This window comes from Hydrogenophaga sp. BPS33 (assembly GCF_009859475.1).
Lineage (GTDB): Bacteria > Pseudomonadota > Gammaproteobacteria > Burkholderiales > Burkholderiaceae_C > Hydrogenophaga.
In genome coordinates this window covers 4,246,068-4,265,371 of record NZ_CP044549.1, presented here as the reverse complement: position 1 = coordinate 4,265,371, position 19,304 = coordinate 4,246,068, and the positions used below count along the sequence as shown (strand labels likewise).

At 65.6% G+C, this 19,304-nt stretch carries 21 protein-coding genes; 7 read left to right on the top strand and 14 right to left on the bottom strand.

Going from position 1 to position 19,304, the window contains the following annotated elements:
* Positions 1-65 precede the first annotated feature (65 nt).
* The 6 genes from F9K07_RS19800 to ntrC all read left to right on the top strand — a co-directional run bounded on the left by F9K07_RS19800 (position 66) and on the right by ntrC (position 6,914).
* On the top strand, positions 66-953 hold the full coding sequence (locus tag F9K07_RS19800) for an EI24 domain-containing protein (RefSeq protein ID WP_159595058.1): 888 nt from the start codon (positions 66-68) through the stop codon (positions 951-953).
* Positions 950-1,765, top strand: coding sequence for a competence/damage-inducible protein A (locus F9K07_RS19795; RefSeq protein WP_159595057.1), 816 nt, complete (start codon positions 950-952; stop codon positions 1,763-1,765). The genes F9K07_RS19800 and F9K07_RS19795 overlap by 4 nt, the downstream gene beginning before the upstream one ends.
* A 256-nt stretch (positions 1,766-2,021) precedes the next feature.
* Positions 2,022-3,437 (top strand): type I glutamate--ammonia ligase, encoded by a 1,416-nt coding sequence (glnA, locus tag F9K07_RS19790; protein WP_159595056.1) that lies wholly within the window; start codon positions 2,022-2,024, stop codon positions 3,435-3,437.
* 205 nt (positions 3,438-3,642) lie between these two features.
* A complete protein-coding gene (locus tag F9K07_RS19785) occupies positions 3,643-4,170 on the top strand; it encodes a hypothetical protein (RefSeq protein WP_201451592.1) in 528 nt (175 codons plus the stop codon).
* A 95-nt stretch (positions 4,171-4,265) separates the two neighbouring features.
* Positions 4,266-5,321 carry a nitrogen regulation protein NR(II) gene (glnL, locus tag F9K07_RS19780; RefSeq protein WP_159597014.1) on the top strand — a complete coding sequence of 352 codons (1,056 nt, stop codon included), beginning with the start codon at positions 4,266-4,268 and terminating at the stop codon, positions 5,319-5,321.
* A 48-nt stretch (positions 5,322-5,369) separates the two neighbouring features.
* Complete coding sequence (ntrC, locus tag F9K07_RS19775; RefSeq protein ID WP_159595055.1) at positions 5,370-6,914, top strand: nitrogen regulation protein NR(I); 1,545 nt, start codon at positions 5,370-5,372, stop codon at positions 6,912-6,914.
* 7 nt (positions 6,915-6,921) lie between these two features.
* On the opposite strand, the gene xth is transcribed toward ntrC, so the two are convergent.
* From xth to F9K07_RS19745, 6 genes are read right to left on the bottom strand one after another with little or no spacing between them, the layout of a single operon-like run.
* Positions 6,922-7,698, bottom strand: coding sequence for an exodeoxyribonuclease III (xth, locus tag F9K07_RS19770; protein ID WP_159595054.1), 777 nt, complete (start codon positions 7,696-7,698; stop codon positions 6,922-6,924).
* Positions 7,699-7,713: 15 nt separating this feature from the next.
* Entirely contained in the window at positions 7,714-8,091 is a 378-nt protein-coding gene (locus tag F9K07_RS19765) for a 6-carboxytetrahydropterin synthase (protein WP_159595053.1), read from the bottom strand.
* The gene (gene queE / locus F9K07_RS19760; protein WP_159595052.1) at positions 8,088-8,729 is read right to left on the bottom strand and encodes a 7-carboxy-7-deazaguanine synthase; all 642 of its coding nucleotides are present in this window, start codon (positions 8,727-8,729) and stop codon (positions 8,088-8,090) included. The genes F9K07_RS19765 and queE overlap by 4 nt, the downstream gene beginning before the upstream one ends.
* A 6-nt stretch (positions 8,730-8,735) precedes the next feature.
* Complete coding sequence (locus F9K07_RS19755) at positions 8,736-9,251, bottom strand: dihydrofolate reductase (RefSeq protein ID WP_159595051.1); 516 nt, start codon at positions 9,249-9,251, stop codon at positions 8,736-8,738.
* Positions 9,252-9,255: 4 nt separating this feature from the next.
* Positions 9,256-10,176, bottom strand: coding sequence for a DMT family transporter (locus tag F9K07_RS19750; protein WP_159595050.1), 921 nt, complete (start codon positions 10,174-10,176; stop codon positions 9,256-9,258).
* Positions 10,173-10,985: a thymidylate synthase gene (locus F9K07_RS19745; protein ID WP_159595049.1), complete on the bottom strand. Its 813-nt coding sequence runs from the start codon at positions 10,983-10,985 to the stop codon at positions 10,173-10,175. The genes F9K07_RS19750 and F9K07_RS19745 overlap by 4 nt, the downstream gene beginning before the upstream one ends.
* Positions 10,986-11,112: 127 nt before the next feature.
* Here F9K07_RS19745 and F9K07_RS19740 point away from each other — a divergent pair, with 127 nt between their 5' ends.
* Positions 11,113-11,691, top strand: coding sequence for a PAS and helix-turn-helix domain-containing protein (locus tag F9K07_RS19740; protein WP_159595048.1), 579 nt, complete (start codon positions 11,113-11,115; stop codon positions 11,689-11,691).
* Positions 11,692-11,694: 3 nt separating this feature from the next.
* On the opposite strand, the gene F9K07_RS19735 is transcribed toward F9K07_RS19740, so the two are convergent.
* From F9K07_RS19735 to F9K07_RS19700, 8 genes are all read right to left on the bottom strand, one after another.
* Entirely contained in the window at positions 11,695-12,225 is a 531-nt protein-coding gene (locus F9K07_RS19735) for a cupin domain-containing protein (protein ID WP_159595047.1), read from the bottom strand.
* Positions 12,226-12,255: 30 nt separating this feature from the next.
* Positions 12,256-13,272: an MBL fold metallo-hydrolase gene (locus F9K07_RS19730; RefSeq protein WP_159595046.1), complete on the bottom strand. Its 1,017-nt coding sequence runs from the start codon at positions 13,270-13,272 to the stop codon at positions 12,256-12,258.
* 32 nt (positions 13,273-13,304) lie between these two features.
* Positions 13,305-14,069 carry an ABC transporter permease gene (locus tag F9K07_RS19725; protein WP_159595045.1) on the bottom strand — a complete coding sequence of 255 codons (765 nt, stop codon included), beginning with the start codon at positions 14,067-14,069 and terminating at the stop codon, positions 13,305-13,307.
* On the bottom strand, positions 14,066-14,830 hold the full coding sequence (locus tag F9K07_RS19720) for an ABC transporter permease (RefSeq protein ID WP_159595044.1): 765 nt from the start codon (positions 14,828-14,830) through the stop codon (positions 14,066-14,068). Before F9K07_RS19720 ends, F9K07_RS19725 begins: the two co-directional genes overlap by 4 nt.
* 142 nt (positions 14,831-14,972) lie before the next feature.
* Positions 14,973-15,806, bottom strand: a complete 834-nt coding sequence (locus F9K07_RS19715) for an ABC transporter ATP-binding protein (RefSeq protein ID WP_159595043.1) — start codon at positions 15,804-15,806, stop codon at positions 14,973-14,975.
* Between the two features lie 34 nt (positions 15,807-15,840).
* The gene (locus F9K07_RS19710) at positions 15,841-16,788 is read right to left on the bottom strand and encodes an ABC transporter substrate-binding protein (RefSeq protein WP_159595042.1); all 948 of its coding nucleotides are present in this window, start codon (positions 16,786-16,788) and stop codon (positions 15,841-15,843) included.
* 40 nt (positions 16,789-16,828) lie between these two features.
* Positions 16,829-17,767, bottom strand: coding sequence for a fumarylacetoacetate hydrolase family protein (locus F9K07_RS19705; RefSeq protein WP_159595041.1), 939 nt, complete (start codon positions 17,765-17,767; stop codon positions 16,829-16,831).
* The gene (locus tag F9K07_RS19700) at positions 17,764-19,293 is read right to left on the bottom strand and encodes a class I adenylate-forming enzyme family protein (protein ID WP_159595040.1); all 1,530 of its coding nucleotides are present in this window, start codon (positions 19,291-19,293) and stop codon (positions 17,764-17,766) included. The genes F9K07_RS19705 and F9K07_RS19700 overlap by 4 nt, the downstream gene beginning before the upstream one ends.
* Between the last annotated feature and the right edge of the window lie 11 nt (positions 19,294-19,304).

The following is a 19,304-nucleotide window of genomic DNA, read 5'->3' as shown; positions in this document are numbered from 1 at the left end:
ATCGCCGCGCCAGCCGGCCTGCGTGCGTCGGGTTGCTCGGCGGGATTGGATGTATTCTCGTCGCCATGTCGCAGTTGTTCGATTCCTTTTGGCGAGCCGTCGCGTATTGCGTTCACCCGCGGGTGATCGCGCTTTCGTTTCTGCCGCTCATCTTGATGGTCCTGCTGTCGTTCGGCCTGGGCTACTTTTTCTGGGACGCGGCCGTGGCAGGGGTGGCGTCCTGGTTGGATGCGTTCGATCTTCTGCAGGCGTTTCTGGGCTGGCTCGAGCGCCTGGGCCTGGGGTCTCTGCGCACGGTGTTCGCACCGCTGTTGGTGCTGGTGATGGCCACACCCGTGATCGTGCTGCTGTGTCTGCTGCTGGTGGCCATGTTCATGACGCCGTTCATGGTGGATTTGGTCGGGCAGCGGCGCTTCCCGAGCCTGGAGCGCAAGAAGGGGGGCACGTGGGTCGCCAGCGTGTTGTGGTCGCTGGGCTCGACCTTGCTGGCGGTGGTGGCGCTGGTCCTGTCCATGCCGCTGTGGCTTGTGCCGCCTTTGGTTCTGATCCTGCCGCCGCTGATCTGGGGGTGGCTGACCTACCGCGTGTTTGCCTTTGACGCCCTGGCTGCGCACGCCAGCCCCGACGAGCGAAAAAGCATCGTGCGCCAGCACCGCGGCAGCTTGCTACTCATGGGGGTGCTCTGTGGCTATCTGGGCGCGGCGCCCAGCCTCCTGTGGGCGTCTGGCGCCATGTTCATCGCGCTGGCGCCCTTGTTGATTCCGGTGGCGATCTGGATCTATACCCTGGTGTTTGCTTTTGCGTCCCTGTGGTTCGCGCACTTCGCGCTCGCGCAGCTGCAGCGCCTGAGGGCGCATGCCGCGCCCAACGCGCGCACGTCGGCTCCTGTGGTCGAAGCGCTCGAATCGCCCTCCCTGGATTCCTCCCACCATTTGCCTCCCTCTCAAACATGACGCGTGCATTCGGCCTGATCATCGTTGGCGACGAAATCCTTTCTGGCAAACGCAGCGACAAGCACCTGCCCAAAGTCATCGAGCTGCTGGCGCAACGGGGGCTGTCGCTGTCCTGGATGCGGCTGGTGGGCGACGACCGTGAGCGCATCACTTCGGCGCTTCGCGATGCCTTCGCTGGCGATGATGTGGTGTTCTGCTGTGGGGGCATTGGCGCCACGCCCGACGACCATACCCGCCAATGCGCCGCCGCGGCACTGGGCGTGGACCTCGCTCTGCACCCGCAAGCCAAGCTGTTGATCGAGGCCCGCATGCGCGACACGGCGGCCGAGCGAGGCGAAGTGTTCGAGCCAGATCGCGCCGACAACGTCCACCGATTCAACATGGGCGTGTTTCCGGTGGGCGCACGCATCATCCCCAACCCCTACAACCGCATCCCCGGCTTCACCTGCGATGGCGCGGGCGGCGGGCAGGTGCATTTCGTGCCGGGTTTTCCTGTCATGGCGTGGCCCATGATTGAAGGTGTGCTCGACACGCAATACGCGCATCTGCACGGCCAAGGTACCTGGCAGGAACGGTCGGTGATCGTGTTTGGCGCGATGGAGGCCTTGCTGACGCCGCTGATGGAGCAGATCGAACGCGACCATCCGGTCAAGGTCTTCAGTTTGCCCAGCGTCGACCATCCGACGTTCGGGCGCCACATCGAACTGGGCGTCAAAGGCGCGTCGGAGGGGGTGTCCATCGCCTATGCGCAGTTGATCGCCGGGTTGGCCGAGCATGGGGCTCAACTGGGCCCCGAGATGGTGCGTCCTTGAGTTGCACCAAGTTGGTGCCTCTCAAGATTGCACCAAATGCGAGCAATGCCACGGGTCAACTTCGTGCTGCAAGCGCCTTGCAGGGGCAAGAAGGCCTCTTCTGACCCTTTCTGGCGCATGGGCTGCGCCATAATCCCGCCGTCCGCGTTCTGTGGGTGATGCGTTCGCAGGCGCGTGAACCATCCTGTGGCACACATTCTGCTTGTCACCCGCGTCGATTTCAGTTTTCACTCACCCAGCTACAGGAGTATTTTTGATGGCCAAGACCGTCGCAGACGTGATGCAAATGGTGAAAGACAACGAAGTGAAATTCGTTGACTTCCGTTTCACCGACACCCGAGGCAAGGAACAGCACGTCACCGTGCCCGTGTCTCACTTCGACGAAGACAAATTCAGCTCGGGCCACGCGTTCGACGGTTCTTCGGTGGCGGGCTGGAAGGGCATTGAAGCCTCGGACATGCAGCTCATGCCCGACCCGAACACCGCCAATATCGACCCGTTCTTCGAAGAAACCACGCTCTACCTTCAGTGCGACGTGATCGAGCCGGGTGACGGCAAGGCTTATGACCGCGATCCGCGCTCCATCGCCAAGCGCGCCGAAGCCTACCTGAAGGCGTCCGGTCTGGGCGACACCGCCTTCTTCGGACCGGAGCCCGAATTCTTCATCTTCGACGGCGTGCGTTGGAGCAATGAGCCCGGTCGCGTGATGTGCGAGATCGAAGAGTACGAAGCGCCCTGGAACAGCGGCGCCAAGCTCGAAGGCGGCAACCGAGGCCACCGCCCCACCGTGAAGGGCGGCTATTTCCCCGTGCCCCCGGTCGACAGCACGCAAGACATGCGCGCGGAGATGTCCCTGATCCTCGAATCGCTGGGCATTCCTGTGGAGGTGTTCCACCACGAAGTGGCCGGCGCAGGCCAGAACGAAATCGGCACCAAGTTCAGCACGCTGGTCGAACGCGCCGACTGGACGCAGGTGCTCAAGTACGTGGTGTGGAACGTGGCCAACGCCTACGGCAAGACCGCGACCTTCATGCCCAAGCCCTACGCGGGCGATAACGGCAGCGGCATGCACGTGCACCAGTCGATCTGGAAGGACGGCAAGAACCTGTTCGCTGGCGACGGCTATGCCGGCCTGAGCGACTTCGCGCTGTATTACGTCGGCGGCATCATCAAGCACGCCCGCGCACTCAACGCCATCACCAACCCCGGCACGAACTCGTACAAGCGCCTGGTGCCCGGCTTCGAGGCTCCCGTGAAGCTGGCCTATTCGGCGCGCAACCGCTCGGCCTCGATCCGCATTCCCTATGTGGCGAACCCCAAGGGCCGCCGCATCGAAGCGCGCTTCCCCGATCCTTCGGCCAACCCCTACCTGGCGTTCTCCGCCCTCATGATGGCGGGCCTTGACGGCGTGGAAAACAAGATCCATCCGGGCGAAGCCGCCACCAAGGATCTCTACCACCTCCCGCCCGAAGAAGACAAGTTGGTGCCGACCGTCTGCCACAGCCTCGACCAGGCGCTGGAATACCTCGACAAGGACCGCAGCTTCCTGACCAAGGGTGGCGTTTTCACCGACTCCATGCTGGACGCCTACATCGAGCTCAAGATGGGCGAGGTCACGCGTTTCCGCATGGCGCCGCACCCGGTCGAGTTCGACATGTACTACAGCCTGTGAGGCATGCCCGGCTTGCCGGGCAGTTTCCAGATTGACACAAGGGCCGCGCAAGCGGCCCTTTTCTTGGGTATTCGAGCGGGCCATTGCCACCGCTGAGGGGCTGGCGCGGCACTTTTGTGAGGCTTTTCGGTCATACTGAAAAGCCTTTGCCGGGGTGCGTGCCCCTCTCGAAATGCCTGTTGGAGTGGATGTCACCTTGAACCCGATGCCTTTGCCCATGATTCGCTCGCTTGCTCTGGTCGCCTTGGCCTCGTGCGTCCTGCAGGCGCATGCGCAGGGTCGCATCTACCGCTGCGGCAACGAGTACACGAACGATCCCCTGGTGGCCAAGGCCAAGGGTTGCAACGTGATGGAGGGCGGCAACATCACCGTCATCGAGGGCACGAAGCCTGCCCCTGCTCGCAGCAGCACACCCGTGGCGGCGGCCCGCAGCAGCAGCGGCAACGAACGGGTCGATCCTGCGGCGCAACGCGCGCGCGACAGCGACGCCCGCGCCATTCTCGAAGCCGAAATGCGCAAGGCCGAGGAACGTCTTGCGCAGGCGCGCAAGGAATACGCCAACGGCGAGCCCGAGAAGCAGGGCATTGAATCGCGCAACTACCAGCGCTACCTGGACCGTGTGGCCGAACTCAAGGCCGCGGTGGGGCGGGCTGAAAGCGACGTTGCGGGCCTTCAGCGTGAACTCAGCCGCCTGCCAGGTTCGGCCAGCCCCGGCGGTTCTGCCGCAAAATAAGTGGCTTGAAAAAGCCCAACGCTCCCCCATCCCCTGCCGCTCCCCAGCGCGTCTCTGCCCACCCGCACGGCCTCGCGGCGGCGGCGCGCAAGTCTCTGGCTCCTTCGCAATTCCAGGCGCTCGACCTGCTCGCCACGCTCGTGGCCGTGGTGGATTCGCAAGGCCGCGTGCTGTTTGCCAACGCGGCGTTGGAAGACGCCCTGGGCATGTCACGCCGCAGCATCGCGGGGTCCATGCTGCAAGCTTGTTTCACGGAACCTGCGCTGCTGGAAAGTGCCCTGGTGGGCGCCAGTGGCAACCAGTTCGCCGCGCTGCGCTATGACGCCTGGCTCAAGCGGCTGAACCACGACACCTTGCCCGTGCACGTGGTGGTGGCGCAGACGGACAACCCCGGTGAAGTGATCGTGGAGCTGCTGCCGCTGGAGCAGCAGACGCGGCAGGAACGCGAAGAGCGGTTGATCGACCAGGCGCAGGCGAACAAGGAGCTCATCCGCAACCTCGCGCACGAAATCAAGAACCCGCTGGGAGGCATTCGCGGCGCGGCTCAGTTGCTGCAGATGGACTTGGAGTCGCGTGAGCTGATCGAGTACACGCAGGTCATCATCCACGAAGCGGACCGGCTGCAATCTTTGGTGGACCGGCTGCTCGCACCGCACCGACGTCCACACGTCGTGGGCGACGTGAACATCCACGAGGTCTGTGAGCGCGTGCGTTCGTTGATCCTGGCCGAGTTTCCCAAGGGCTTGAAAGTCGTGCGCGACTACGACACGTCCATCCCCGAGTTTCGCGGCGATCGCGAACAGCTCATTCAGGCGGTGCTCAACATCGCGCACAACGCGGCGCAGGCGCTGCACGAACGCATCGCAGCGGGCGATGCGCGCATCGTGTTTCGCACGCGCATCGGCCGACAAGTGACGTTTGGTAAGCAGCGCTATCGGCTGGCACTGGAATTGCATGTGATCGACAACGGGCCTGGCGTTCCAGACTCGATCAAGGACCGCATCTTTTTCCCGCTGGTGTCGGGGCGCGATGGTGGATCCGGCCTGGGGCTGACGTTGGCTCAAACCTTCGTGCAGCAACACCATGGCCTGATCGAGTGTGAGAGCGTGCCGAACGAGACGGACTTCAAGATCTTGATTCCGTTGCCCTAGCCGCCACCGACATTTGAACGCCGCGCCACAAGAAGGGATGACAACGCAATGAAGCCGATCTGGATAGTGGACGACGATCAGTCGATCCGCTTTGTGCTCGAAAAGGCGCTGCTGCGCGAGAACCTGCCCACGCGCAGCTTCACGAACCCGCAAGATGTGCTCAAGGCCTTGATCGACACGCCGGACCAGGAAGGTCCGCAGATCCTGGTGAGCGACATTCGCATGCCTGGCGGATCGGGGCTGGAGTTGCTCGAGAAGGTGAAGGAGAAGCTGCCGGGCTTGCCGGTCATCATCATGACCGCGTTCTCCGATCTGGACAGCGCCGTCTCGGCCTTCCAAGGCGGCGCGTTCGAGTACCTGCCCAAGCCTTTCGATCTGCCCAAGGCGGTGGAGTTGATTCACCGCGCGGTGGAGGAAAGTCTGCGCGAGGAAGTGGCCGAAGAGCGCATGAGTGCCGCGCCCGAAATGCTCGGACAGGCACCGGCCATGCAGGACGTGTTCCGTGCGATCGGCCGCCTGAGCCAAAGCCAGGTGACCGTGCTGATCACGGGCGAATCCGGCTCCGGCAAGGAGCTGGTGGCGCGCGCGCTGCACAAGCATTCACCGCGGTCGGCGGGGCCCTTCGTGGCGATCAACACCGCCGCGATTCCCAAGGATCTGCTGGAGAGCGAACTGTTCGGTCACGAGCGCGGTGCCTTCACCGGCGCGCAGACCGCACGGCGCGGCCGCTTCGAGCAGGCCGATGGCGGCACGCTGTTCCTCGATGAAATCGGCGATATGCCGTTCGACCTGCAGACGCGTTTGCTGCGCGTGTTGTCCGATGGCCACTTCTACCGTGTGGGGGGGCACAGCGCGGTGCGCGCGAATGTTCGCGTGATCGCGGCCACGCACCAGAACCTGGAGCAGCGCGTCAAGGATGGCGTGTTCCGTGAAGATCTGTTCCACCGCCTCAACGTGATCCGCTTGCGCCTGCCTGCCTTGCGCGAGCGGCGCGAAGATGTGCCCATGCTCACGCGCTTCTTCCTGCAGCAAAGCGCGAAGCAACTGGGGGTGGAGCCCAAGCGCATTTCGGAGGCCGCGCTGAGGCTGCTTGGTACGTTCGATTTTCCAGGCAACGTGCGGCAACTCGAGAACGTGTGCCACTGGCTCACGGTGATGGCGCCGGCCCAGGTGATCGAGGTCAAGGACCTGCCGCCTGAAGTGCTGTCGGCGCTGCACCCCTCGGGCACCGACGCCACGACGGCGCCCGCCCTGCCGCCCGCCGGGTTCGGCTTGTCGCCCATGGCAACGACGGCCATGCCCGAGCCCGCGGCCGTCCACAGCAGCGCAGCCGTTGCGAACCTGGCCGAGGTCGCCAGCGTGGCCGTCGGCGCGGGAGCGCAGGCGTGGGAGAGCGGGCTGCAAGCCGAGGCTCGGGCCTTGCTGGAAGAGGGTCGCACGGACGTGTGGGACGTCTTGACGCGCCGCTTCGAGACCCGTCTGATCCAGACCGCGCTGGCCAACACCCGTGGTCGCCGCATCGAGGCCGCGCACAAGCTCGGCATCGGGCGCAACACGATCACGCGCAAGATCCAGGAATTGAACCTGGATTAGCGCCGTTTCAGCCCAGCGTTACGACTACCGGCGCGTGGTCGCTGGGCTGCTGGTTCTTGCGCGGCGCGCGGTCTATGTGGCAGGCGGTGACGCTGCCGCGCAGGGCTTCGCTGACCAGGATGTGGTCGATGCGCAGCCCGCGGTTCTTCTGGAAGCCGAGCATGCGGTAGTCCCACCACGAATAGCTTTTTTCGGGTTGCTCGAACATGCGGTAGCTGTCCGTCAGGCCCAGCTGGATCAAGGCCTGGAAATGCTGGCGCTCCTCCACCGTGTGGTGGATGGTGTCTTTCAGGCCGACGGGGTCGAACGAGTCGCGGTCTTCGGGCGCGACGTTGAAGTCCCCCATCAGCACCAGGCGCGAATGCACCTTCAGTTCCTCTACCAGCCAGCGGTGCAGGGCTTCGAGCCATTGCATCTTGTAGGCGAACTTCTCGGTGCCCGGCGCCTGGCCGTTGACGAAGTAGCAGTTCACCAACCGCAGCGGACCTTCGGGTGTGTCCAGCGTGCCGGCAATCACGCGCGACTGGTCGTCGCTGTGTTGGGGAATATTGCGCACCACATCTGTCACCGGCGTGCGGCTGAGGATAGCCACACCGTTGTAGGTTTTCTGGCCGAAGACCGCCGCGTGGTAGCCGGCTTCCTTCAGGGCGTCGTACGGGAACTTCTCGTCGACGAGTTTGAGCTCCTGCAGGCCGAGTGCGTCGACCGGGTTGGCGGCCAGCCAGTCGAGCACCTGCGGCAGGCGCACGGAGAGGGAGTTGATGTTCCAGGTGGCGAGTTGCATGGTGGGATGTCCTTGTTACCAGCGCAGGGCGCAGCGGTCGCCGCTGGCGCGGCGTTCGATCGTAACGGCGCACAGCCCGGGCACGGTGGGCGCGAGTTGTGCGCGGATGAAGCTGCAGAGGTTTTCGAGCGTGGGAATGCCCAGGTCCGCCACCTCGTCGAGGAAGTGGTGGTCGAGGCGGTCGCGCACGCGGGCGATTTCGGCGCGCAGCAAGGCGAGGTCTATCACCATGCCCGCTGCGTTGGGCGTGCCGCGAACGGTGACCTCGGCCTCGTAGGTGTGGCCGTGCACGCGGCGGCTGCCTTCGGCTTCGAGCTCGCGGCGCAAGGTGTGCGCCGATTCAAAGTAGAAGCGCTGCGACAGCTCGTGCAGCGCGGTGGCGGGGGTGTTCATGGAATGTCCAGAATCTTGTGTGTCTGCAGGCACAGGCGCCAGCGCGGGTGTTGCTGGCAGAAGTGAATGGCGCTGCGGGTGTGGGCCGCGCGTTGTGGGCTGTCCATGGGTTGCAGCAGCCAATGGTCGAAGCGCAGTTCGTCCAGGGCTTGCACATCCCCCGGCAGCAGATCGGGTTGCGGCCACACGAGCTTGAGCTCGTTGCCGCTGCGTTGCACCCAGTCGGCGCCGGCCTTGGGGCTCACGCAGATCCAGTCGATGCCTTCGGGCACGGGCAGGCTGCCGTTGGTTTCCACGGCGATTTCGAAGCCTTCGGCATGCAGCGCGTCGATCAGGGCGGCGTCCACCTGCAGCATCGGCTCGCCGCCGGTGAGCACGATGTAGCGGTGGCCTTCGCCCACGGGCCAGAGCGATGCCGCCAATGCCGCAACCTGGGTGGCATCGGCGAATTTGCCGCCGCGCACACCGTCGGTGCCCACGAAGTCGGTGTCGCAGAACCGGCAGACGGCGCGCTCGCGGTCTTCCTCGCGTCCGCTCCAGAGGTTGCAGCCGGCAAAGCGGCAGAACACGGCCGGGCGGCCCGCGCGCAAGCCCTCGCCTTGCAGCGTGTAGAACACTTCCTTGACGGCGTAGCCCATGGCAGGTCAGCGCGCGGGGCGCTCCAGCGTGACGAAGGCGTACGGCAAGCCGTTGGCCGCCACATGGGTTTCGCGCGCGGTCTCCGCCCAGTCCGCGCCGAAGGCGGGTGCGAACGCATCGCCCTCGAAGTTCTGCGCGATTTCCGTCACCACGGCGCTCTGCGCCAGCGGCAGGGCCGCGGCGTAGATCTGCGCGCCACCGATCACCCAGGCGTCCGAGCCCGCCGGGCACAGCGAGGCCGCCTCCTGCAGCGAATTCGCGCGGGAGGCGCCGTCGGCCTGCCAGCTGGGGTCGCGCGTGACGACGATGTTGAGCCTGCCCGGCAGCGGTCGAAACTTCGGTGGCAGGGAGTCCCAGGTCTTGCGCCCCATGATCACCGGGTGGCCCAGCGTGGTGCGCTTGAAGTGAGCCATGTCCTCCGGCAGGTGCCAGGGCAGGGCGTTGTCCTTGCCGATCACGCCGTTGGCGGCGCGGGCGAAGATGAGGTGCAGCCGTGTGGGGTGCGATGGAGAAGAAAGCATGCGCCTATTGTGCCGTCCGTGCCGCCCGTGCCGCCCGTGCAGCGGCACCTGCGGCAGGCGAGGGCCACAGCACGCTGGCGATCGCCACCATCACGAAGGCGATGGCCACCCAGTCCTGCCAGTGCGGCACTTCGCCCACGATGAAGGTGGCGCTGAGCGTGCCCACCAGGGGAATTGCCATCACGCTCATGGCGCTGGTGGCCGGTGGCAGGTCGCGCGCCATGCCGAACCAGATCAGCTGGGAGAAGCCGTAGTTGATGAACACGCCATAGGCCAGGCTGATCCACATCGGCACTGAGAAGCGCGCGGGCTGAGGCACGGGCTCCAAGGCGATCGCCAGCACCCACACCACCGCACTGCCCAGCAGCAGCATCCAGACCGTGACCACCATGGGAGAAAGCGCGAAGCTGGCGCGGCGGAACAGCAGCGTGCCCAGGCCCCAGCAAAAGGCGGCGCCGAGCATCCAGGCGATGCCCACCGGGCGCCCGCTCAGACTTTGCAGTTCGTGCCACAGCAGCAGGCCGATGGCGATGGCCGCGCATACCACTGCCAGGCGCACACGTGGCGTGATGCGCTCACCAAAAAAGGCCGCGCCGATCAGCACGGTGAAGATCGGCATGGTGAAGCCCAGGATGGCGGCCCGGCCCGAGGCGAGCTCGCGCACGCCGAAGATGGAGAACGTGTGCCAGGCCAGCACGTTGGGCAGGCAGAGCCAGGCGATGGTGGCCCATTCCGCGCGGCTCGGGCGCATGCGTTCGCCCTTGCGCGCCACGTAGACGAACAGCCAGGCCGCTCCCAGCACCATGGTGGCGGCGCGGAAGTACAGCGGCGTGATCTCCTGCAGCGAGAGCTTCATCATGGGCCAGTTCACGCCCCACATCAGCGTGAGCGCGAGCAGGGCCCAGAGCTGGCGGCGGTTGATCACACCGCGACCGGGGCTTTGATGGCCGGGTGGTGCTGGTAGTCCAGGATCTCGAAGTCGTCGAGTTCGTAGTCGAAGATCGACGCCGGGCGGCGCTTGATGCGCAGCGTGGGGTAAGGGTGGGGGGCGCGCGCGAGCTGGGTTTGCACCTGCTCGTGGTGGTTGCTGTAGATGTGGCAGTCGCCGCCGGTCCAGATGAACTCGCCCACTTGCAGGTCGCATTGCTGCGCGAGCATGTGGGTGAGCAGGGCGTAGCTGGCGATGTTGAACGGCACGCCCAGGAAGATGTCGGCGCTGCGCTGGTAGAGCTGGCAACTGAGCTTGCCGTCGGCCACGTAGAACTGGAAGAAGGCGTGGCAGGGCATGAGCGCCATCTTGTCCAGGTCGGCCACGTTCCAGGCGCTCACGATGATGCGGCGCGAGTCGGGGTTGGTCTTGAGCTGTTTCACCACCTCGGCGATCTGGTCGATGTGGCGGCCGTCGGGCGCGGGCCAGTTGCGCCATTGCACGCCGTACACCGGGCCGAGGTCACCGTCTTCGCGCGCCCATTCGTCCCAGATGGTGCAGCCGCGTTCCTGCAGCCATTGCACATTGCTGTCGCCGCGCAGGAACCACAGCAGTTCGACGATGATGGCCTTGGTGAATACTTTCTTGGTGGTCACCAAGGGAAAGCCCTCGTTGAGGTCGAAGCGCATCTGATGGCCGAATACGCTGGTCGTGCCGGTGCCGGTGCGATCGGTTTTCTGCACGCCCGTGGTGAACACGTGGCGCATGAAGTCTTCGTACTGGGAACGGATGGGGCGTTGGGTCATGGTGGGGGCGGCGAGGCAGGCACGCAGGCGAGGGCGAAAGGGGGAATTGTGCCCGCATCGGCTGTCCCAGGCGTGACCCCCGCCGTGAATCCCCACACCCATCATCTCGCAACACTTCCAAGGACCCATGACCGAAAAGACCCTGGCGGACTCGATTGCCGAGCCGCAAATGATCTTCGAGTTCGCACCGGTGGGGCTGATGGTGACCCACCAACGCATCATCCAGCGCTGCAACCGGGCCATGTCGGCGATGTTCGGCTATCCGGTCAGCGCGCTGGTCGGGCAATCGACGGAAATGCTCTATCCCTCGCACGAGGAGTTCGAGCACATCGGCGAGACCTGGGTCGCCAGCATGCGCCAGACCGGCAACCACCGCGACCAGCGCATCATGCGGCACGCCGATGGGCGCATGTTCTGGTGTTCGGTCTCGGGCCGCTCCTTCACGCCGGAATCGCCCTTTGCCTCGGTGATCTGGGTGTTCGACGACATCAGCGACACGCGGCCGATGAGTGCGCCGCTGACCGCTCGGGAACGCGAGATCGCCGCGCGCGTCATCGAAGGCCTGACCAGCAAGCAGATCGCCAAGGACCTCAACGTCAGCCACCGCACGGTGGAGGCGCACCGCCTGCGGCTGATGCGCAAGCTCGAGGTGAACTCCACCGGCGAGCTGATTGCCCGCATCCTGGGCATGCCGCCCTCGCCTTGAACGTCAAGCGTGCGGCGTCGCGCCGATCAGGATGGCCGCCACGATGCAGGGCTCGGTGCCGCGCACGCTCCAGGAATGCATGGTGCCGCGCTGCACCAGGATGTCGCCGGCCTTGAGCAGCGTTTCACCGGTGTCCAGAATGGCGTGGATCTCGCCCTTGAGCACGATGATGTAGTCGATCGTGCTGGTCTTGTGGCGCATCGGGTCGTCAGAATGCTTGTCGGGCGCGTGGCCGGCGCCGATCGATTCGAACGCCTTGGCCGCGTCCGCGCCCTGCCACATTGTGTCGGGCGGAAACTCGACGATGCGAAGGATGCTGCCCACTTCCGGCGGTTCGAGCTTCACGGGTCGCCCGGCCGCATCGGCCGTGCCGGTGTTGTCGGCGGGCGCGGTGGTGGTTTCCCACAGGTCGGTCAAGGCCACACCGGGCATCGACGCCATCTCTTTGATGTTGGGCGCGAGCCCGTCCATGATGAAGGTCGAGCGACCTTGTGCGTCGTGCCCGGTGACGACGCGGCGGATTCTCCAGGCCATGGTTTGTCTCCTCGAAGGTGAATGACGGGATCAGTGTTGGTGGCCCGCGTGGTTGCAGTTCGGGCCGCAGCCGATCACGTTGCCGTGCAACTGGCGTTGGCGCTCTTCGTAGTGCGCCATCAGGCCGAAGAGCTTGATGCTGTCCGGGGGCGATTTGTCGCCGCTGAATTCCTGGAACAGGTTGTTCACCGTGACGTAGATGCGCTCGGCGTCGGTCCAGGAGTTGAATTCCTTGAGCGAGATGTCGTCCACCGCCTGCTCCAGCGTCATGCCCTGGTCGTAGCGCTTGCGCGCTTCGGCCTTCACGTATTCCAGGTAGTGCTTGAGCGCGCGCACGCCAGATTTGTCGGTGATCGGGCCATGGCCGGGCACGACCACCTCCACGTCCCAGCCGAGCATGAGGTCGCAGGCGCGGATCCAGTTGTCCACCGGGCCGGCCCACACGATGGGGTGGCCGCCGTTGAACAGAATGTCACCGGTGTAGACGATCTTGTCTTCCGGGATGTAGGCCAGCACGTCACCCTTGGTGTGTGCAGGTCCCACTTCCACCAGCTTCACTGTCTTGTTGCCCACCTTCAGGTCGATCTCGCCACTGAAGGTCTTGGTGGGCGGGGTGTAGACGATGCCGCGGAAGTCGAACACGCGCCCCATGGCTTTCATGAGAAATTCGCCGCCGTCGCCCAGCTCCTTGTAGTTGCGGAAGCGGTCGATCAATTTCTCCGGCGGGTGTTCGCGCATCTCGTCGGCGCAGGCCTGCGAGACGATGATCTCGGAATCGGCCACGAGCTGGTTGCCGAAGTAGTGGTCGCCGTTGGCGTGGGTGTTCACCACCTGGCCGATCTCCAGTGCCGAGGGCACGGCGTTGCGCATGGCGTGCAGCATCTCGCGGGTGAGCTTGAGGTCGAACAGGGTGTCGACCAGCAGCGACTCGCCGCTGTCGGTCACCAGGCCGGCGTTGCTCCAGCCCCAGGTGCCGTCGGGCAGCAGCCAGGCGTAGTTGCCGTTGCCGATGTCGTGCAGGCCTTTGGTGTATTGCCACTTCTTCATGGGTTGTCTCCTGTCGTTGAGGGGGAACGGGTTCAGGGCGTGCGCCAGCGCAGCAGGTATTGCTCGGCGCGCTGCAGCACGATGTTGGTGACGTAGCCGATGGCGCCGAGCACGATGATCCCGGCGTAGAGGTCGGCACTGCGGAACGAGCGCGCGGCCAGCGTGATGTTCTGTCCCAGGCCAATGGTGCCGGCCAGCATTTCGGCCACCACCGCGAGGATCAGCGAGACGGTCAGCGCCAGCCGCAGGCCCGCAAAGATGTCGGGCATGGCGTTGGGCAAGGCGATCTTCCACACCATCTCCAGCCGCGAGAGGCGCAGGATGCGCGCCACCTCCAGCAGCCGAGGCTCCACCGTCTTGAAGCCGTGCACCGTGTTGAGCAGCACCGGCCAGAGCGAGGAGAACGCGATGGCGGTCACGATCATGCGGTCGTTCAGGCCGATCAGCAGCACGAACACCGGGATCATGGCGGAGGCCGGCAGCGGGCGGATGAGCTCCAGCGTGGGCTCGATGTAGGCGCGCAACCGGGGCGACAGGCCGATCACCGCACCCAGCGCCACGCCGGCGATCGACGCGGTGACGAAGCCCATGGCCATGCGCGAGAGCGTTTCGCGAAACGCCAGCCAGAAGTCGGCCGTGCCCATCTGGTCCCACAGCGATTCGAAACTGCGCATCGGGGCCGGGAAGAACACCGGCGAGACCAGTTCGAGATGGGCGGCGAGCTGCCACAGGCCCACCAGCGCGGCGAGCACGCCCAGGCTGGCCAGCCACATCAGGATGCCGTAGGGTCGTTTCATGACGATTGCTCCGCCCAGTTGCCCATGCGTCCGAACCAGCGCTGCTGCGCGCGCAGCAGCGAGGCATTGAGCGCCCAGCCGATGAGGCCGATCCAGCCGATGAAGGCGAACACGCGGTCGGGCCGCATGCTTTCCTGCGCGACGATGAGCGCATAGCCCAGGCCCATGGGATTGGCGGTGATCTCCACGGTGACTGCCACCACCAGCGAGATGGCCGCCGCCAGCCGCAGGCCGACGAAGATGCGCGGCAGCGCGGCCGGCAGGATGATCTTGGTCACACGCTCGCGCAAACCGAAGTTCAGCACGCGCGCCACTTCCAGCAGGCGCGGTTCGATACCGCGCACCGCGCTCTCGGTGATGATGAGCAAGGGCCAGAAGCAGGAGAAGGCCACGACGCTGCTCTCCATCTTGAAGCCGTAGCCATGGATCAGCAGCGCCAGCGGAATCAGCGCCACCGAGGGAATGGGCCGCAGCGCTTCGGTGGACACGCGCATGAGTTGCGAGGTCACTTGCGACAAGCCGAAGGCGATGCCCACCAGAATGCCGGCGCTCGCGCCCACAGCCAGGCCGCCGACCGCACCGCCGAAGGTCTCCAGCGCCGCCTTGAACAGGCTGCCATCGGCCACCACGCCCACCGCCGCCAGGAAGATCGCGCTCGGCGAGGACAGGCTCTCGGCCTTGAGGTAGCCCGAGCGCGCCGCGAACTCCCAGAAGATGAGGACCGCTGCGGGAAACAGCAGGCCCTTGAACACACGGGTCATGGTCGGGTGCATATCAATTGCGCATGAAGAAGCGCCCATCCAGGGGCATCGAGGGTCCGGCTTTGCCGGCCCCAGATGTCGTCCCCCTCCCGCCGCAGGCGAGAGAGGGGGAAGCCGCGCAGCGGCGCAGGGGGTGATTCATCTAGTGTCCAGGGGGGAGCAGGTTGAACAGACGGTGCCGGTACGCCAGGAAGCGCGCGTCCTCGCGCGTCGTGAGCTGGTTGCGCGGGCGTTCCAGATCGATGGTGAGCGTCTCGGACAGGCGTCCCGGGTGCTTGTCCATCGAAATCACGCGGTCGCCCAGGTAGATCGCCTCTTCCAGGTCGTGCGTGATGAAGACGACGGTCACGCCCGCATCTGCACACAGGCGCGCCACTTCGTCCTGCAAGGTCTGCCGCGTCATCGCGTCGAGCGCGCCGAAGGGTTCGTCCATGAGCAGCACCTGCGGCGCCTGCGCCATGCAGCGCGCGATCTGCAGGCGCTGCTGCATGCCGCCGGAGAGCTGGATCGGGTAGGCGTCGGCCCGCTCGGCCAGGCCCACGCGTTCCAGCATGTCGCGGATGATGGGCGCGCGCTCGCCCTTGGGCACACGCCGCGCCTCCAGCGCCAGCTCCACATTGCCCGCCACGGTGCGCCAGGGCAGCAGCGCGCGGCCGTAGTCCTGGAACACCACCGCCAGTTCCGGGCTGGGGCCGTCGACGGTGCGGCCGCGGTATTGCACCTGGCCCTGGGTGGGACTGAGCAAGCCCCCCATCAGGCGCAGCAGTGTGGTCTTGCCGCAGCCCGAGGCGCCGACGATGCAGACGAACTCCTTCTCGTGCACCGTGAGCGAGATGTCGCTCAGGATGTTGAGGGAGCCCACGGTGAAATCCAGTCCGTTCACGGACAGGACGGGGGCGTTGGCTTGTGTCACTGTTGTACCTTCGGCTTCGCCTGCGGTGCGAGCTTGCTTGGGGCGGCCCGGCGCGGCGCTCATGCAGAGAGTGGGTCCGGGTGGAGAAAGACGCGCGTCACTTGTAGATCAGCTTGGCCGGATCGATCGGCTTCTTCAACATGTCCTGGTCCATCATGATCTTGTTCCAGTTCTGCACGACGTCGGGCGTGATCACCGGGCGGAACTTGGGATCCGGGAACTTGGCCTGCACTTCGGCCGGGAACGGGATGTAGACCAGGTTGGCCTTGCGCACCACGGCCGGGTCTTTCGCGGCCAGCGCCGAGGCTTCCTCGATGGCGGCGCGGAAGGCGGCGACCTGCTTGGGGTTCGCGTCGGCCCACTTGCGGTTGGCCACGTGCCAGCCCGACTGCACTTCGCCTTCGAGCGCGGCGATGTAGTAGGCGACCACCCGGCCCGCGTTGGTTTCCAGCGCGCGCGCGAGGAAGGGTTGCACTGCCAGGATGCCGTCGACCTGGCCGTTGCGCAGCACGTCCACCGACTGCGCAAAGGCGTTCTCGGTGAAGGTCACCTTCTTGTAGTCGCCGCCGTTCTCGGCCATCCATTTGCGGAACAGCACGTGCAAGAAGGCGTTGAGGCCGGGGGTGGAGACGCGCTTGCCTTCGAAGTCCTTGGCGGTCTTGATGGGGCTGTTGGGCTGCACCATGATGGCCACGTCTTCCATGCCCTTGGTGTAGTAGCCGCCACCGGCCAGCACCACCAGGTCCAGCCCTTGTTCGACGGCTTGCATGGTGTTGGGCGCGGTCGGCGTGGCGATCTGCAGGCTGCCGGCCATGAGCGCGGCCGGCGTGGTGGCCGAGTTCGGCACCAGCTTCATCTCCACATCCAGGCCGTGTTTCTTGAAGATGCCTTCGTTGGCGGCGACGAAGGCGTTGGCGAACGCCGTGGACGCCGAGAAGCCATAGACGATCTTCTGGGCCCACACGGGGGCGGCGGCGGCGCTCAGCAGCGTGGCCGCCGCCAGGGTGCGCGCGAGGGAGCGCAAGGTCACGGGAAAGAGGCGCATGGTTGTCTCCAGTTGGTTTTCAGTTGGGGAACGAACACCGTCACTGACGGAACACGACACGGTTCTTCAGCACGCCGAGCTTCTGAATCTCCAGCTCGACGACATCGCCGTGTTTCAGGAATCGGCCCAGTTCCAGTCCGCATCCGTTGCCGACCGTGCCCGAACCGAAAAACTCGCCCGCGTGCAGAGTCTCGTCTTTCGACGCATGGACCAGCACGTCCTCGAAGCGGTGGTGCATCTCGCCACTGTTGCCGCGCGACCATTCCTCGCCGTTGACGCGCGCGAGCATGGTCAGGTTGTAGGGGTCGCCCACCTCGTCGGCGGTGACGAGCCAGGGGCCGAGCACGTTGCCGGTGTCGAAGTCCTTGCCCTTGGTGGGGCCGAGCGAGCCGCCCATTTCCTTCATCTGCTGGTCGCGTGCGCTCACGTCGTTGAAGATCAGGTAGCCGAAGATGTGCGAGCGGGCGTCTTCCTTGCGGATGTTCTTGCCGCCCTTGCCCAGGATGGCGGCGAACTCCAGTTCGTAGTCCAGCATCTGGCAATAGGCCGGGTTGACGATGTCGGTCCCCGTGCCCACCACCGAGAAGCGGTTGCACTTGTAGTAGATCGGCTCCTGGTACCAGACGGCTGGAATCTCCACCTTGGCGGGGTCGCGTTCGCCGTCGGTGGCGCCGAACAAGTGGCGGTTGGCGCGCGCTTGCCGGAAGTGTTTTTCGAAGCACAGGAAGTCGCGCATCTGGCGCGGCTCGGGCAGCGGCGCGGCCAGCTTCACGTCGGCCAGGCCATGCGTCACCGTGGCGCGCTCCAGCAGCTGCCGCGCTTCCTTCAAGGCCGCTTCGCCGCCATCGATCAGCGCCAGCATGTCGCGCATGGCGGGCGAGGTGGAGGACGCGGTGAAGTCCACCACCCGCTGTTCGCCCGCGAGCATGGCGCCGATGTGGCGTTGGCCGCCGGGCAAGTCGAATGTCACCAGTTTCATGTGGGTTGTCTCCTGTCGTTGAGTGTGAGCTCGCGCAAGGCGGTCTTGAGCACCTTGCCGTAGCTGTTCTTGGGCAGTTCGTCGATCAGCCGGTACTGGCGCGGGCGCTTGAAGCGCGCGATGTGGGCCAGGCACAGCGCGTCGAGCTCATCCGTGTCCAGCGCTTGCCCGGGGCGTGGCACCACATACGCCACCACTTCCTCGCCCCACTCGCCGTGCGGGCGGCCGATCACCGCGACTTCGCGCACGCAGGGGTGGCGCAACAACACCTCCTCGACCTCGCGCGGGTAGATGTTGGAGCCGCCGCTGATGATCATGTCCTTGGAGCGGTCCTTGAGCGAGAGAAAACCGTCGGCATCGAGTTCACCGATGTCGCCGGTGTGCAGCCAGCCGTCGCGCAGGGTCTGGCCCGTGGCTTCCAGGTTGCCCCAGTAGCCCGACATCACCGGGTCGCCGCGCACCAGGATTTCGCCGATCTCACCGAAGGGCAGCGGTGTGCCGTCGGGCTGCGCGACGCGGATCTCCACGCTGCTCTGCGCCACGCCGACCGAACCCATGCGCTGTGCATGGCGCGGGTGCGTGCGGTTCATGAGGTGGTCGCGCGAGAGCGCGGTGATCGCCATGGGGCACTCGCCCTGGCCGTAGATCTGCACGAAACGCGGCCCCATCACAGCAATGGCCTGTTCGATGTCGGCAGCGTACATCGGCCCGCCGCCGTAGACGATGGTCTTGATGCCATCGCCATCCAGGCCACGCGCCATGGCACGCTCCACCAGGCGCTTGACCATGGTGGGCGCGGCGAACAGGGACACGTCGCGCAGGCGGCTGGCGAGCGAGAGGATCTCGTCGGGATCGAATCCGCCGGACTCGGGAATCACATGGCGTGCAGCGGCCATGACGTGCGGCAGGTTGTAGAGGCCCGCGCCGTGCGACATGGGCGCGGCGTAAAGGCTCGCGTCGCCGCGCTGCACCGGGTCCACGTCGGCGAAGTAGCACAAGCCCATCGAGAGCAGGTTGCGGTGCGTCTGCATCACGCCCTTGGGGCGGCCGGTGGTGCCCGAGGTGTAGAACAGCCAGGCGATGTCGTCGGGCGCGCGTTGCAGCGGCGACAGCACCTCGCCCGTGAGCAGGGCGCTGTAGTCGGTGGTGCCCACGTCGATCGCCGCGAGGCGGGCATCCAGCCGCAGATCGGCGCCGAGGTCGACCGAGGTGAACAAGGCTTGCGCGCCACTGTCGCTCAGGATGTACTCGACCTCGCGCGCATGCAGCTTGTGGTTGATCGGCACCACCACCAGCCCGGCGGCCCAGGCGCCGTACAGGATTTCCAGGTATTGCGGGCAGTTGTGCAGCAGCAGCGCCACGCGATCGCCCGGCTGCAGTCCCATGCGCTCGGTCAGGCCGCGGCCCAGCGCGCCCGCGCGGCGTGCCAGCTCGCGGTAGTTGCACCACACACGCGTGCCTACCAGCACCGCGTCCTGTTCAGGGAACGTTCTGGCCGAGCGCGTGAGCAGTCGAGCAACATTCATGGAACTTTGTC

What these genes read in the sequence shown, in the direction of transcription:
- F9K07_RS19755 (WP_159595051.1), bottom strand. Translation starts at nt 9,251, where the DNA reads ATGCTTTCTTCTCCATCGCACCCCACACGGCTGCACCTCATCTTCGCC.
- queE (WP_159595052.1), bottom strand. Translation starts at nt 8,729, where the DNA reads ATGGGCTACGCCGTCAAGGAAGTGTTCTACACGCTGCAAGGCGAGGGC.
- F9K07_RS19745 (WP_159595049.1), bottom strand. Translation starts at nt 10,985, where the DNA reads ATGACCCAACGCCCCATCCGTTCCCAGTACGAAGACTTCATGCGCCAC.
- F9K07_RS19800 (WP_159595058.1), top strand. Translation starts at nt 66, where the DNA reads ATGTCGCAGTTGTTCGATTCCTTTTGGCGAGCCGTCGCGTATTGCGTT.
- F9K07_RS19705 (WP_159595041.1), bottom strand. Translation starts at nt 17,767, where the DNA reads ATGAAACTGGTGACATTCGACTTGCCCGGCGGCCAACGCCACATCGGC.
- F9K07_RS19795 (WP_159595057.1), top strand. Translation starts at nt 950, where the DNA reads ATGACGCGTGCATTCGGCCTGATCATCGTTGGCGACGAAATCCTTTCT.
- F9K07_RS19735 (WP_159595047.1), bottom strand. Translation starts at nt 12,225, where the DNA reads ATGGCCTGGAGAATCCGCCGCGTCGTCACCGGGCACGACGCACAAGGT.
- F9K07_RS19710 (WP_159595042.1), bottom strand. Translation starts at nt 16,788, where the DNA reads ATGCGCCTCTTTCCCGTGACCTTGCGCTCCCTCGCGCGCACCCTGGCG.
- F9K07_RS19720 (WP_159595044.1), bottom strand. Translation starts at nt 14,830, where the DNA reads ATGACCCGTGTGTTCAAGGGCCTGCTGTTTCCCGCAGCGGTCCTCATC.
- F9K07_RS19765 (WP_159595053.1), bottom strand. Translation starts at nt 8,091, where the DNA reads ATGAACACCCCCGCCACCGCGCTGCACGAGCTGTCGCAGCGCTTCTAC.
- F9K07_RS19740 (WP_159595048.1), top strand. Translation starts at nt 11,113, where the DNA reads ATGACCGAAAAGACCCTGGCGGACTCGATTGCCGAGCCGCAAATGATC.
- F9K07_RS19715 (WP_159595043.1), bottom strand. Translation starts at nt 15,806, where the DNA reads ATGAGCGCCGCGCCGGGCCGCCCCAAGCAAGCTCGCACCGCAGGCGAA.
- xth (WP_159595054.1), bottom strand. Translation starts at nt 7,698, where the DNA reads ATGCAACTCGCCACCTGGAACATCAACTCCCTCTCCGTGCGCCTGCCG.
- F9K07_RS19725 (WP_159595045.1), bottom strand. Translation starts at nt 14,069, where the DNA reads ATGAAACGACCCTACGGCATCCTGATGTGGCTGGCCAGCCTGGGCGTG.
- ntrC (WP_159595055.1), top strand. Translation starts at nt 5,370, where the DNA reads ATGAAGCCGATCTGGATAGTGGACGACGATCAGTCGATCCGCTTTGTG.
- F9K07_RS19700 (WP_159595040.1), bottom strand. Translation starts at nt 19,293, where the DNA reads ATGAATGTTGCTCGACTGCTCACGCGCTCGGCCAGAACGTTCCCTGAA.
- glnA (WP_159595056.1), top strand. Translation starts at nt 2,022, where the DNA reads ATGGCCAAGACCGTCGCAGACGTGATGCAAATGGTGAAAGACAACGAA.
- F9K07_RS19730 (WP_159595046.1), bottom strand. Translation starts at nt 13,272, where the DNA reads ATGAAGAAGTGGCAATACACCAAAGGCCTGCACGACATCGGCAACGGC.
- F9K07_RS19785 (WP_201451592.1), top strand. Translation starts at nt 3,643, where the DNA reads ATGCCTTTGCCCATGATTCGCTCGCTTGCTCTGGTCGCCTTGGCCTCG.